General features: G+C 72.0%; 12 protein-coding genes and 1 pseudogene. 5 read left to right on the top strand and 8 right to left on the bottom strand.

Annotated elements, in window-relative coordinates:
- A partial coding sequence (locus OO48_RS32680; protein WP_033222975.1) for a discoidin domain-containing protein occupies window positions 1-455 on the bottom strand: 455 nt, incomplete at its 3' end.
- A gap of 473 nt (window positions 456-928) precedes the next feature.
- Here OO48_RS32680 and OO48_RS32675 point away from each other — a divergent pair.
- Entirely contained in the window at window positions 929-1,294 is a 366-nt protein-coding gene (locus tag OO48_RS32675) for a hypothetical protein (RefSeq protein WP_033222973.1), read from the top strand.
- An 88-nt stretch (window positions 1,295-1,382) separates the two neighbouring features.
- Window positions 1,383-2,255: a class I SAM-dependent methyltransferase gene (locus tag OO48_RS32670; protein WP_033222972.1), complete on the top strand. Its 873-nt coding sequence runs from the start codon at window positions 1,383-1,385 to the stop codon at window positions 2,253-2,255.
- Window positions 2,256-2,287: 32 nt separating this feature from the next.
- Here the strand turns inward: OO48_RS32670 and OO48_RS35615 are convergent, their stop codons facing one another.
- Window positions 2,288-2,743, bottom strand: a complete 456-nt coding sequence (locus OO48_RS35615) for a hypothetical protein (protein WP_051733318.1) — start codon at window positions 2,741-2,743, stop codon at window positions 2,288-2,290.
- A gap of 401 nt (window positions 2,744-3,144) precedes the next feature.
- Between OO48_RS35615 and OO48_RS37875 the strand changes: the two genes are divergently transcribed.
- Window positions 3,145-3,597 carry a hypothetical protein gene (locus tag OO48_RS37875; protein ID WP_157845597.1) on the top strand — a complete coding sequence of 151 codons (453 nt, stop codon included), beginning with the start codon at window positions 3,145-3,147 and terminating at the stop codon, window positions 3,595-3,597.
- Window positions 3,598-3,966: 369 nt separating this feature from the next.
- On the opposite strand, the gene OO48_RS32655 is transcribed toward OO48_RS37875, so the two are convergent.
- The 4 genes from OO48_RS32655 to OO48_RS32640 all read right to left on the bottom strand — a co-directional run bounded on the left by OO48_RS32655 (window position 3,967) and on the right by OO48_RS32640 (window position 8,225).
- Window positions 3,967-5,178: a cation:proton antiporter gene (locus OO48_RS32655; protein ID WP_033222968.1), complete on the bottom strand. Its 1,212-nt coding sequence runs from the start codon at window positions 5,176-5,178 to the stop codon at window positions 3,967-3,969.
- Window positions 5,179-5,540: 362 nt separating this feature from the next.
- Window positions 5,541-6,011 (bottom strand): cation:proton antiporter regulatory subunit, encoded by a 471-nt coding sequence (locus OO48_RS32650; protein WP_033222966.1) that lies wholly within the window; start codon window positions 6,009-6,011, stop codon window positions 5,541-5,543.
- A gap of 102 nt (window positions 6,012-6,113) precedes the next feature.
- The gene (locus tag OO48_RS32645; protein WP_245194896.1) at window positions 6,114-6,854 is read right to left on the bottom strand and encodes a recombinase family protein; all 741 of its coding nucleotides are present in this window, start codon (window positions 6,852-6,854) and stop codon (window positions 6,114-6,116) included.
- 408 nt (window positions 6,855-7,262) lie between these two features.
- Window positions 7,263-8,225 (bottom strand): DUF5937 family protein, encoded by a 963-nt coding sequence (locus OO48_RS32640; protein WP_033222962.1) that lies wholly within the window; start codon window positions 8,223-8,225, stop codon window positions 7,263-7,265.
- Window positions 8,226-8,291: 66 nt separating this feature from the next.
- Here OO48_RS32640 and OO48_RS32635 point away from each other — a divergent pair, with 66 nt between their 5' ends.
- Window positions 8,292-8,765 carry a cupin domain-containing protein gene (locus tag OO48_RS32635; protein ID WP_033222958.1) on the top strand — a complete coding sequence of 158 codons (474 nt, stop codon included), beginning with the start codon at window positions 8,292-8,294 and terminating at the stop codon, window positions 8,763-8,765.
- A 295-nt stretch (window positions 8,766-9,060) separates the two neighbouring features.
- Window positions 9,061-9,735, top strand: coding sequence for an SDR family NAD(P)-dependent oxidoreductase (locus OO48_RS32630; protein ID WP_033222956.1), 675 nt, complete (start codon window positions 9,061-9,063; stop codon window positions 9,733-9,735).
- Between the two features lie 636 nt (window positions 9,736-10,371).
- Here OO48_RS32630 and OO48_RS34705 read toward each other — a convergent pair.
- A pseudogene (locus OO48_RS34705) lies at window positions 10,372-11,019 on the bottom strand (Tn3 family transposase); the annotation flags it as partial.
- Window positions 11,020-11,255: 236 nt separating this feature from the next.
- Window positions 11,256-12,746 (bottom strand): transposase, encoded by a 1,491-nt coding sequence (locus OO48_RS32620; protein ID WP_483413977.1) that lies wholly within the window; start codon window positions 12,744-12,746, stop codon window positions 11,256-11,258.
- Window positions 12,747-12,979: the final 233 nt, after the last annotated feature.

Here is a 12,979-nt window from a genome sequence, read left to right as displayed (position 1 = left end):
CGGCCGGTGCCGGTGACGTCGAGGGTCTGGGTGCCGCCGGTGCCGGTGGTGGTGGAGTAGAGGGACGTCCAGGTGGCGCCGTCGTTCGAGGTCTGGAGCCGGTAGGACTTGGCGGCCGCCGTCTCCCAGCGCAGCACGACCTGGCTGACGGCCTGGCTGGAGCCGAGGTCGACCTGGATCCACTGCGGGTCGGCGGCGGCGCTGGACCACCGGGTGCCGGGGTCGCCGTCGACGGCGGCGGACGCGGGCGTCCCGGCGTTCTCGGTGGACGAGGCGGTGACCGGGCGGCCCTGCGACAGCAGGGTGACCGCGGCGCGGGCGGGCGGTGCGGGGACGAGGGCGAGCACCAGGCCCGCCAGCAGGGCGGTGACCGCGAGGAGGGCGCACAGGGGTGCGCTCCAGCGGGTGGGGGGTCGGTGCGTCCGGTGCGTTCGGGGCGTGCGCGGTGCGAGCATCTGTCGGCTCCTCGGGTGCGCGTGCAGGTGGGGGTGGGGGACGTGCGGGCGCGCAGCGAGAGAGGGTGAGCGCCGATGTCTGAGAGCGCTCTCTCGCCCCAGCAGTGTGATGACCTGGAAGAATTCATGTCAAGCGGGAGAGCGCTCTCCCATTTGAGCCGGACGGCGGCCCGAGAACGGGCCGCCGCGACGCACCCTTGACGCCCGCCCGGGCCGGGCCTCGGACCGGCCCCCGCCACCTGCGGGTCCTCTGCGGCCCGCTGGTGGTGGAGATCGTCGTCCTGACCGCTCCCAGGGTCCTCGGCGAGCGGGGCCGGTGGCCCGGCGGCCGTCCCGCACCGGGTTCGCGGCAGGTTCGCGGCAGGTTCGCGGTGTGTTTTCGGTACGTTTTCGACGGGTTCTCGACAGGCGCGTGACGGATCTGGCTCGCGGAATCGCGGTGCGCGGGCCCGGGAGTGGCCTAGGCTCGGAGCATGTCGAACCCTGACGGGCTGCTCGTCGACATCGCCTCGATGGTGGAGTCCGAGCACAGCAACCAGATGTCCGTGACAGTGGTGGTACCCGGTGCGGTGATCACCGGCAGGCTCGCCCCGGTGGCCCTGTGGTGGGAACGGGTGGCGGACGTCCTACAGACCTCCGACCACCTCAAACCCTTCGCCGCCCTCTTCGCCCCGCCACCCCCCGGTAACGAGCCGGAACCGCCCACCCACCTCCACCTCCACCGGGCCCGCATCCTGCAGGGCGACTTCGGCCTGCCGCACACCGGCGGCATGTACCGGATCGCCATCGCCGACATCAGCGCCTGGTCGGTAGGTGACCTCAGCTACTCCGACACCTGACCGGCCCCGCCCCTCCCCGCCCGGCCGGCGCCCGCACCCGCAGCGGGCGCCGGCCGGGCGGGTCGTTGCGGGGTGTTGAATGGGGCGCATGAGCGAGAGCGGACGCGCGGCGAGCCGGACGGCGGTACTGGTCTGCCAGGGCCGGGCGGCCGCCGACGGCCGGGCCGCGGCCCGGCGGTTCGCCGACCCGGTCGCGGTACGGCTGCTGCGCCCCGAGGAGCGGACGGTGGTCGAGCAGGTCCGCGCGGGCACCCCGCCCGAGGGCTTGCGGGCCCGCACCGGCTACGAGAGCGTCCGGGCCTGCGCCGAGATCGCGGTGCCGCGCACGGTCGCCATCGACGAGGCGCTGGGGGCCCGGCCGAACGGCCAACTCGTCGTCCTGGGCGCCGGGCTGGACACCCGCGCCTGGCGGCTGGCCGAACTCGCGGAGACCGACGTGTGGGAGGTCGACCACCCCGCCTCCCAGCAGGACAAGCGCGCCCGCCTCGCCGCCGCCGACGTCCGGCCCGCCGCCCGCGCCGTCCGCTTCACCCCGGTCGACTTCGCCGTCGACGACCTCGCGACCGCGCTGGACGCCGCCGGGCACGACCCCGCCGCCCCCACCACCTGGCTGTGGGAGGGCGTCGTCCCCTACCTCACCCGCGACCAGGTCCGCACCACCCTCGCCGCACTCGCCGCGCGCACCGCCCCCGGCAGCTCGCTCGTCCTCAACTACCAGTCACCCTCGGCGAAGGCGTCCGCCGGACGGCTGCTCACCCGCCTGCTCGGCAACTCCGTCACCGCCGGCGAACCCTGGCGCTCCCTGTGGACGCCCGAGCGGATGGCCGCCCTGCTCGCCGAACACGGCCTGCACGTCACCTCCGACCACGACCTGCTCACCCTCGCCCGCGCCCTCGACACCACCGCCCGCAGCCGCTCCTCCCTGCGCACCGGCCGGGTCGCCGTCGCCGAACACCGCTGACCACCGGGCCGGCACGCCCGCCCACGGCGGCATCAGCAGCCGGAGCCGACCGGCATGGACGCGGCCAGGGCGCGCGCGGCGGCCCGCAGTTCGGCTTCCCAGACCCGCCGGTCGTGCTCGGACATGTAGCCCAGGCAGCAGGTGCACTGCGGGATCAGCCGCACGAACGACCGCTCCTCCGCGGTCTCGCCCTCCATCTCCCACCAGTCGTCCGTCGCGAGGGCGGCAGCGGTGATCTCCCCGTCGCCGAGCCTCGCCGCCAGCCGGCGCAGGGCGTGGCGCCGCGCCGTCTCGGGGTCGGGCAGCTCGATCCCGCACTCGGCGAGCGCCTGCTCGAACGCGTCGCGGATCTCGTGGGTGACGGCGTTGCGCGGCCGACCCGCCAGCTCGCACAGGGCCGGGGCGTCCAGCCCGGCCGCGAGCGCCTCGGCGGCGATCATCGGCAGGTCCGCCGGGTCGACCTCACCCGCCCGGTAGCGGCACGCCACCTCGCCCAGCGTCGCGAGGCCGCGCCGCGACGAGGCCGCCGGCGCCGGCTCCGGTGTCGTTCCCGCTCTCGTGCCCGCTGTCTCCACGGCCCTCACGATGCCAGCGCCGTTCCTCGAACGGCCGTCCGGGGGTGGTTCCGCGCGACACGCGACGCGCGACGCCCGACTCACAGCGTCGCGGCGTAGGCCGCCGCGTCGGCGTTCGGCTCGGCGCGGGCGGCCGACAGGACACGGACCTCGCCACCGGCGCGACCGGTGCGGGCGGGTGGCCGGGGCCGTTGGTGGTTCCCGGCCGTGCCGGTACGGAATTCCGCCCCGGGCGCCCCTGCGGCTGAGGCATACTCAGGGCTGTGACGAGTGTTGGTCATTCTGCTGGACCGGCGCCGACGGCGCCCGTCCCCGTGCCCCGGAGCGTCCTGGGGACGGTGTGGCGCACGCTGGTGGTGCTGCTCGTGTACTTCGGCGGTGGCGCCGTGGCAGTCCTGATCGGCGTGAAGGGACTGGACCTGGACATCGACTCGCGGATCCTGGGGGTGCCCCCCGTGGTGCCGGGGCTCGCCGTCATCGTCCTCGGGCTGCTCGTGCTCCGGGCCCGTCCCTGGTTCGCCGCCGTCCCCGGGATCGCGACGTGCGTCGCCGTCTTCGCCGTCACGACGGGGATCCACTACCACCTGGTCACCGACGGGCGGATCCGCCTGGACACCCTGGGCATCCGGCTGGTGGCGGGCAGCCTCGTGCTCGGGTTCCTCGTCAGCTTCCTCGGCATCCTGGTCGCCGCCGTCGCCGGCCACCTGCACCCGTACGTGCCCGCCCCCAAGGAGCCGGCGCGGACGGCCCCTCCCACCGACGGCTGAGCCCGGGGCCCGACTCGCCGCGCCCGCCCCGGAATTCGGGGCCGGGGAGCGGGATCCGGTCGGCGGCGGTGGCGGGCTGACGGGCTGACGGCGGTGATCGCCGCCTGCCGGGTTCGCCCGCGTCGGTACCGGCTCCCAACTGCCCGCGCACTCGGCCCGACCCGGCCGCCGCAGCCGGGCCGGGCAGGTCTCGGGTTCGATCCGTGCCGCCACCACGGCGGGCAGCAGTGCGGTGACGGCGTTCCGGAGCTTCCGCACGTCGATCCCTCCGGCGGCACGTGGCGCCGCCCGCCGCCGCCCCCGGCCCGTGTCAGGCCGGACCGCCCGCCGGCGCGAGGCCGACGGGCGGCCGGGGAAGAGGGGCGGGTGTCAGACGCGGACGCCGGGTTCCTCGGGGAGGGGTTGGGGCTCGGCCGGGGCGTCGTCGCCGCGGCGGACGAGGCGGGCGGCGAGCGGCTCGGTCCAACGGGCGGCCAGCGGGCCGATGATGACGAGCAGCAGGACGTACGCGGTGGCGAGCGGGCCGAGGGAGGGTTCGATGCCCGCGGTCACGGCCAGCCCGGCGATGACGATGGAGAACTCGCCGCGGGCGACCAGCGCGCCGCCCGCCCGCCAGCGGCCCTTGGCGGCGATGCCGGCCCGGCGGGCGGCCCAGTAGCCGGTGGCGATCTTGGTGAGCGCGGTGACGACGGCCAGCGCCAGCGCGGGCAGCAGCACCGGCGGGATGCTGGCGGGGTTGGTGTTCAGGCCGAAGAAGACGAAGAAGACGGCGGCGAACAGGTCGCGCAGCGGGCTGAGCAGGGTGTGCGCGCCCTCCGCGGCCTCACCGGACAGCGCGATGCCGACCAGGAACGCGCCGACGGCCGCCGAGACCTGCAACTTCTGCGCGATGCCCGCGACCAGCAGGGTCAGGCCGAGCACCACCAGCAGCAGCTTCTCCGGGTCGTCGTGCGAGACGAAGCGCGAGATCAGCCGCCCGTACCTGAGCGCGACGAAGAGCACCGCGCCGGCGGTGGCCAGGGCGACGGCCAGCGTGATGCTGCCGACCAGCAGGCCGGCCCCGGCCAGCAGGGCGGTGAGGATCGGCAGGTAGACGGCCATCGCCAGGTCTTCCAGCACCAGGATGCTCAGGATCACCGGGGTCTCCCGGTTGCCCAGCCGTCCCAGGTCGCCGAGCACCTTGGCGATCACGCCGGAGGAGGAGATCCAGGTGACGCCGGCCAGCACGACGGCGGCGACCGAGCCCCAGCCGAGCAGCAGCGCCATCACCGCACCGGGCAGCGCGTTGAAGACGAAGTCGACGATCCCGGCGGGGTACTGGCTCTTGAGGTTGGTGACCAGGTCGGCGGCGGTGTACTCGAGTCCGAGCATCAGCAGCAGCAGGATCACGCCGATCTCGGCGCCGGTGGCGACGAACTCCCCGCTGGCGCTGAGCGGCAGCAGGCCGCCCTGGCCGAACGCCAGGCCGCCGAGCAGGTAGAGCGGGATGGGGGAGAGACCGTAGCGGGAGCCTATTCGGCCGAGCAGCCCCAGGGTGAGGATGATCGCGCCCAGTTCGATGAAGACGGTGGCGGTGTGCAAGCGTTCACCTTCGTTCTCTCGGGATGCTCCGGCCCTTGTGGCGAGGGGGAGTGGGTTCCTGGCTCGTGGCCGCGAGGCGGCGGAGCGGTTTTCGGCGGTTGCGGCGCGGGTCGTGGCCGGTGGCTCTCGGCGGGTTCGGCGCGTGCATCTCCGCTGCTCCTCCCGTGGGTGTCCGTCGGTGCCTGTCGGTGTCTGTCTGTATCTGTCGGTGTTCGTGGGTATGCGTGGGCGTACAACGGCGCGTCGGCGGCGCGGAGTCGGGCCCGGCAGGCCGGCAGGCCGGTGGGCCCCGGTGGAACGGGGCGGAGGCTCCGCGTCGCCGGGGCGGCCGGGATCCCCGCGCCGTGGCGCGGGGGAGGACGTCACTCCCTGCCGAGGATCGCGGCGGCGGCGTCCACGCCTTCGCGGGTGCCGATCAGGATGAGGGTGTCGCCGCCGGCCAGCCGGAAGTCCGGTGCGGGGGAGGGGACGGCGCCGGTGCGGCGCAGCACGGCGACGATGGACACGCCGGTGTCGGTGCGCATCCGGGTCTCGCCCAGCGCGCGCCCGTTCCAGTGCGAGGCGCCGGACAGTTCGACCCGTTCGGCGACCAGGCCGAGGCCGGAGGTGTGCAGCACGTTCGGGCTGTGGTGGGACGGGGCCAGGGCGTCGACCAGCGCGGCCGACTCGCTCTCCGTCAGGTGCAGCGAGTGCGCGCAGGCGTCCGGGTCCTCGCGGCGGTAGGTGTTCAGGGTGCGGGTGCCGTCCCGGTGGGCGATCACCGAGACGTGCCGGCGCTCCCGGGTGGTCAGGTCGTACTGCACGCCGATGCCGGGCAGCGGGGTCGATTGCATGCGTGGTACGGGCACGGGAGGGATCCCTTCGGGTGCGGGCGGCGGATGGCGTGGTTGGGTCGTACCACCTTTTCAGAGACGGGCCCGCGACCGTAAGGTCAATCAAAGGTAAAGACATTCCCAAGAGAGTGGCGTTTCCCACGTCGGGGCGGCCGTCGTCGGTGCCCGGACGGCTGGAGGGCGGGTTTGGCGGGGTGAACTCGCCTGTGAGGTGAGGGAGTCGGCCGTCGCCAGGGCCGGTACCGGCGATGCCGGGCCACCGCGTGGTCCCCGGCTCCGCCGGTGGCGAGGACGGCCGCGCCGCCGACCACGTACGGGGCGGGGGAGGTCGAGCCCTTCCAGCGTGGACGCGCGGATGTTCTCCCGCTCGGTCTCCGCCGTCGCGGCGAAGAACGCGAACAGCGGCTTTCCGGGGCCCGTGGGGTCGTGGATGCCGGGCAGGGGCCCGGCGAGCATCTCCAGGACCAGGCCGTGGGCGGTGAGGTGGTCGGCGAGCGCGGTGAGTTCGGCGGCGTCGCGGCCGAGGCGCTTCATCTCGCGCACGGTGAAGATGACCCGGCAGCGCGGGGCGTGCGCCTTGACCTCCCGCGCGGTCCGCAGCGCCTCCTCGAACTTCGGTCGGACCCGCACCCGGGTGCTGGTCTTCTCACTGAAGATCTTCTCCCTCGGGATGCCGTGCTTGCTGAGCGCATCGAGCTGGGAGTCGAGTTCCTGCCCGGGCGTCGAGCACCTCGCGTAACCGATGCGGATGTCCGCGCTCGGCAGGTCCGGGTCGATCGGTGTCGGCGGCGGGGTGCCCGGCCGCCACGGCCGCCCCGGGCCTCGGTCGGCGGGGGTCGGCACCCGCAGTGCCTTCTTCGGCCGGGGCACCATGGTGAAGCGGCGGGTGCGGCAGGCGGAGGCGACCGCCCCGCCGCGCGAGCGGCACGGCGAGCCGGGCTGTGCGTCGCACTTCGGGCGGGCGTGCCGTTCGACGTCGTCCGCGTCCGACCGATCGGCCGGGGAGGACAGCTGATGGCCCGCCATGGGCCCGGATCTTCGCGCAATGCAAGTCTCAGCAGAGGGCCAGTCCCGCTGTTGACCGAGAACGGGTTCTGCGAACGAATACGGGGTCGGCGGGGACGGCTGGGGTCATCTGTTCGGGCTTCGAGGGCAGCGGCTTGCAGTCGGCGACGGCGTCGTGCGGGCCGCCCGGAGGGTTGGTTGCGGCAGGCGCCGCGCTTGACTGCCCATCAGCAGCTCTCCGACCTGTCATGACCGTGGCGAGGCCGCGTCAAGGAGAGCACGTCCAGCCTTGGTGAGCTCGTGCGTGGCCGTGCGACCGGCCCGGCTGCTGTCGATCAACCCGGCGTCCCGCAGGATTGCCAGGTGTTCGCTGGCCGTCGGGGGAGTGACGCTCACCAGCCTGGCCACAACGGTCGTCTGCAGCGGAGTGGCGAGCGCGGCCAGGATCCTCGATCGGGTCGTCCCCAGAAGACGGTCAAGCGACCTCGGAGTGGGAGGTGCCGCCCACAGGTACCGCCCGGATGCCGGGTAGTAGATCGCCGGTGTCCAGTGGTCCGAGGTGGTGCACTGCATCCGGTCGGTGATGAACAGCGACGGAACGAGGATGAGTCCCTCAGGGCAGTCGACGTCGATGTCGACGGTCTTTTCGACGGTGATGGTGTCGCCCTCGCACGCAGCGGAAGGGTGCAGGCGCGGAAGGACCGCGCGCAATCCCTCGCGGTTGACCTGGATGGCCCGGTCCAGCATCTCGGCACGCAGCGCCTCCCGCATGGACGGCCATTCCGGTTCGACGACTGCCTTCCAGAGGCGGTGCAGCGCATCGGCGGCCTCGGACCTGGCCCGGTCGGGGTCATCGAGCAATCGGCGGCCTGTTTCCGCCCCGCGTCCCCTCGTGGCGTCGACCAGTTCGGCGTACGTCTGGTCCGCCGGCGCGGCGAGGAGGGCATCCACGCCTTCCTCGAAGGTTGGCTCACTGGACATCGGCGATGGGTCGAGGAAGTCGGGCCGGTACGCGCCGTCGGCCATGAAGACCGTGAGCGCCCCCAGGTCCGGGAGCGAGAGACGGTGGCGGCGACGGCGAAGCCACGGGTGGAACATCGGGTGACGCTGCGGTTCGGTCAAGAGCTGGGCAAGACTGACCACTTCGTGTATCGGCGACATCGCCCACCGCACGCTCGCAGCACCAACGCCCAATCGGTAGCGGATCACTCCACCATTGTTAGGCCACCGCCGAAGTGAGCGCGAGTAGAACGGCGAAGCGCCGAGACTCGGGGCATGACCGACACGGAGTCGACCGCCCGGTGTTCCAAGGAGCCCGAGCGAGCCCAACAGACGCGGACGATCCGGCTGGGCGCCAGCGGGTCGACCATCGAAGTCCTCGCGGGTCCGGCGGAGACCAGCGGGATCGTGAGCATCTACCGGTGGCGCATGTCGCCCTCCAGCCGGGGACCTGCCCCGCACTTCCACGCGACCTTCAGCGAGACCTTCATCGTTGAAGAAGGTGAAGTCGACTACTTCGACGGGCAGGTCTGGCGAACACTGCTGCCCGGCGACACCGCGCATGCCGCGGTGGGTGACGTCCACGCCCTCCGGAAGGAGCGCGCCGGACCTGCCACCCTCCTGATGGCACTCTCGCCAGGTGTACCGCGGGAGGAGTACTTCGCACAGCTCGCCACTGTGAACGAGCGTGACCTGAACCGGCTTCACGAAGCCCACGACAACCATTTCGTCGACGACTGCGGACGGTGAGGGCGCCGGCAACGGCATGTGCCCCGCCCCCGCCCCACCCCACTACCTGTAATGCAGTCGTAGAACTGCTCCCGCGCGTGAGCAACTGCTCCCGCGCGTGAGCGCCACCGCCGAGCCGGGTCCGGAGGCCGACTTCGTCCGCAGCGGTCCTCAAGGCGTTGGTGATCTCTGCCTACGACCTGGTGCAGGCTGGCGAGGCGTTCACCGCGTTCGGCGCCGGCACCCTCGGCAAGATCGCGCCCACCGTCGCCTGATCCACCCCTTTCCCAACGGCTTCCCAGCAAAGGAATTCACTGTGCCCAGCATCGCCATCGTCGGAGCCGGCCCAGGTATGGGCCTGGCCATCGCCCGTACCTTCGGCTCCCACGGCTTCGACGTCGCTCTCATCGCCCGCAACCGCGACAAGCTCGACGACCTGGCCGGCCGGCTCGAAGCCGAAGGCATCACCGCCGCCGCGTTCCCCGCGGACGTACTCGACCATGACGCACTCACCCAGGCGCTCAAGGACGCCGCCACCCGCTTCGGCGGCATCGACGTCCTGGAGTACTCCCCAGGCGGGAGCCTCGAATCCACGCCGCTCACCGCTCCGTCCGAGACCAACCCGTCCGATGTGCAGTGGGCGATGGACATCCTGCTCTACGGGGCCATTGCCGCCACACGGGCCGTGCTGCCCGTGATGCGCGAGGCCGGCGCCGGCACCCTGCTCTACACCAACGGCGCCGGCTCGGTCGACCCCACTCCGATGCTCGGCAACCTCAACGCCGCCCAGGCCGCGCTGCGCAACTGGGTACTCAGCCTGCACAAGGAACTGGCCGGCACCGGCGTCCAGGCCGCGCACGTCGCCATCGGCGTGTGGATCGGCGCGGGCGGCCCGCCCGGAGTGCCGGCGGCCTCGGCCGAGGAGGTCGCACCCCTCTACTGGGACCTGCACACGCAGCGCGACGGAGTCGAACGCGTCTTCACCGTGTGACGCCGTCCCGGCCCCCGTCCCACCATCGTTGATCTCTGATCTGCCAGTACGGTGGGGCCGGCCTCGGTGCCATGGAACAACCGATTGCGGCAGGAAGTACCGAAGACGGCCAAGCTGTAGAGCCTGGACTCGAACACGCCGGTGTTCGCACAGTTCAAGGAGGAGACCGGGCCCATCGCCTGGCCAACACCTTCTCGGTTCCGAAGGAGAGGACCGAGGAGTTCCTGATCCTCTTTCGGAGGCAGGCGGAGTTCATGACGGCTCAGCCGGGATCCGTCTTCCTGCAGACGCACAAGGGAACGGCGGGCAGTCGACTTCTGATGAACGTCGCGGTCCGGGAGCCGATCGAGGCTCTTGCCGCGACGTTCGGCAGCCCGGAGTTCCAGCGCACGGCTGCCACGTTCCCCGACGACGTCGTGTCGTGCCCGCACATCTTCGAACGGGTCGACGTATGGCACCGGAGCTGTGGAAGCGTCACGGTGCTCGTTAGCGACCCCGCCCTGCACGGCACCCTCGCCACTCGCTCGGCCGGCGACACTCCTGACGAACGCTCCATGCCCATCCCTCCTCAAACCACGGCCAAGCCCTCCCCGGCCCGGCATTTCACCCCGGGAGCGACGCCAGGCGGACAGGTCTTCAGGATGCCGACCCGGCCGCACCGTCCGCAGCCGACCGTGCGGTTTCCGCCTCGGGCACGGCGCGGGGGCCGGGCCCCGCGGCTGTGGCGGCGGCGAGCTCGAGATGGGATTTCACGCCCAGCTCGAACCGGCCGTAGGGGTTCGCGTGGGTCCGGAACAGCGGGGACAGGGCCCGTCGGTCGGCGTCGGTGAGCCGCTTGTGCCACTTCTCCTCGCTCAGGACGTCCTGGAGGAGCAGGATGTTGACGTGCACCAGCGCGGACTGGAGCAGGTGCAGGGCGAGCATGGACACCTCCTGGGACTCCTGGTCGGAGCCGGTCAGGTCGCCGTCCTTCCCGTGGAACGGGTCGTGGTTGGCGCTGTTCCAGTCCTCCACGACCTGGAGCCCGTCGTTGATCTCGCGCCGCAGGTCCGCGTCGGCGAGGTGGTCGCAGACGAACGCCGTACGCACCGCGCGGCCCGGTTCCTCGATCGCGCGGTAGGTGGGGTGCTTGGGCCCGCCGCGGGTGAAGCGGCGCAGGACCTGCTCGGCCTCGGCGGTGCCCAGGCGCAGGGCGGTGGTGTACTCCACGATCTGGTCGTACTGCCGGCGGATCAGGTCCCAGTCGATCGTCTTGGTCGATGACACCGGCGCCAGGTTCGGCCACTTCTCGGGGGTTGAGGAACATCGAAACGGAAACTGGCGCTAAGCTTGGCGTTTATCCTCGTCGGCCTTGATGTTCCTTGATCGAGTCGGCTCGTTTGGCCGTCTTGCCGACGTTGTGGCGTGGGGCCCGTTGCTTGTTCTTCGAGCCGGGAGGCCGTCCCGGGCCTGGCCGGGGCGGTTTCGGTGCGGCTGCCGGACGGGCCGGAGGCTGTCGCACGACTTCGCCCGTCCGGGAGTCAAGAGCGCGATTTCACGGTGTCGGCGAGGAGTTTGCTGAGGTTGTGAACGGTGCCGAGGAGCTTGATCTCGGTGTCGACGGCTCGGCGTCCGCGGTAGTTGAGGTGCCTACCGAATCGCTGGAAGAGCTGGGCGAAGCCCGGCTCGACGAGAGCGCTGCGCTGGCGGTACTGGGCCCGGCCGGTCGGGGTCGCGAGGCGGTCGGCCATGGCCTGTTGGCCGGCGGGGGCGGTCTGGCGCTTCGCGGGGAATCCCGCCTGGTCGGCCTCGCTGGTGACCGAGACCAGCAGCGGCAGGTCAGCGAGCTCCTCGAAGGAGGCGGCGCTGGCGTATCCGCTGTCCGCGAGCCAGAGCAGGATGTCGCCCGCCAGACCGGCGGCGCGCTGATTTTCCTGGGTCTTCCTGGCCATCGGAATCAGTGCCGCGCGGTCCGACGGGTTGTCGTGGAGGTCGATGGCCAGCAGGATCTGGCGGCGCGCGCATACGATCTGCAGGTTGTATCCCTGCAGGTAGCCGCCGTGTTTGCCCAGTTGGAGCCGTGAGTCCGGATCGCTCAGGCTGGCGAAGGCGGTTGGGGTGGGCACCGGTTTGGGGCTGCGTGCCCGTTCCAGGTGAGCGAGTGCCTTCGCCAGTCGGTCCCGCTGTCGGACCAGGACCGTCTTGTTCTCCATGGGCACGGGCGGGCGGCCGTTGGCGGCCCGGCGCCCGGCCTTTCGGTCAGCCTCGGTCCGTGTTTGGTACTTCCTCAGTTTTTCCTGATGGGCCGTCGTCTCCGCGGCCAACCGCTTCTCCGCGCGGGCCACGATGCGTTCGGCGGCCTCGACCTTGGTCCTGATCTCGCCGGCGGACGGCAGGGCCCGCTGATAGAGCCGGTCCCGGGCGGTGCGGGCTCTGGCGAGCAGGTCGCACAGGCGTGACAACCTTGGCCAGTCGTCACGCTGCGGCTCGTCGGCGGCGTCCGTGGTGTCGTCAGTCTCGACGTGCCGGGCATGGTCGTGCGCGTCGTCCATGAGTGCACTGATCCCGTCCTCGCACCGGGCGATGATGGCTTCGAGGCGGTGCAGTTGCTTGTTGGAGTCGCGGGAGGCGTTCGCGTCCATCGGCGAGCCGTCCACCGCGACCGCCGACAGATCGACCAGCCCGCGACTGCCGCACAGGGCCAGTACCTGCACGAACAGCTGGGTCAGTGCGTCGCGGTGACGCTGGACGAATCGCGCGACGGTGGAATGGTCCATGGCGTGGTTCGCGGTGATGATCCGGCAGCCCAGATCGTCCCAGCATGCCCGTTCGATGCCGCGGGAGGAGCGTATGCCCTTGCTGTAGCAGTAGAAGAGCAGTGCCACCAAGGCGGCCGGCGGGTAGGCGACACCGCCCTGGCCGTCGGCACGATAGCCGTTCTCGAAGGCCGAGAGATCGAGCTCCTCGACCACCTCGAGCACCTTCCAACACAAGTGCCCCGGCGGCAGCCACTCCCGAGCACTCCTCGGCATCTCAAGATCACGCTCGCGGTCGCACAACAGGAAGTTTCGCCCCACCGACCCAGACTCCACCGTCCCCACAGCGACCGGAACCGAACATCGAATCGCTCTTGACTCCCGGACGGGCGAAGTCGTGCGACAGCCTCGCCGCTGTCGCGCGGATGTTGCGAAACCCCGGCGGACGCGGGCGGGGGTGAGACGGCGGGGTTCGGTCGCCGGTCGCTCCCAGGGCCGGCGTACGTCTT

The sequence above is a fragment of the Kitasatospora phosalacinea genome (genome assembly GCF_000716545.1).
GTDB classification, from domain to species: Bacteria; Actinomycetota; Actinomycetes; order Streptomycetales; family Streptomycetaceae; genus Kitasatospora; species Kitasatospora phosalacinea.
The sequence above is the reverse complement of the archived record's forward strand: the minus strand, read 5'-3'. Positions and strand labels throughout refer to the sequence as shown.

Bases quoted from the DNA above. Each gene is read 5' to 3' on its own strand.
- OO48_RS32635 (WP_033222958.1), top strand. From the start codon at position 8,292: ATGACCGACACGGAGTCGACCGCCCGGTGTTCCAAGGAGCCCGAGCGA.
- OO48_RS32670 (WP_033222972.1), top strand. From the start codon at position 1,383: ATGAGCGAGAGCGGACGCGCGGCGAGCCGGACGGCGGTACTGGTCTGC.
- OO48_RS32650 (WP_033222966.1), bottom strand. From the start codon at position 6,011: ATGCAATCGACCCCGCTGCCCGGCATCGGCGTGCAGTACGACCTGACC.
- OO48_RS32620 (WP_483413977.1), bottom strand. From the start codon at position 12,746: ATGCCGAGGAGTGCTCGGGAGTGGCTGCCGCCGGGGCACTTGTGTTGG.
- OO48_RS32675 (WP_033222973.1), top strand. From the start codon at position 929: ATGTCGAACCCTGACGGGCTGCTCGTCGACATCGCCTCGATGGTGGAG.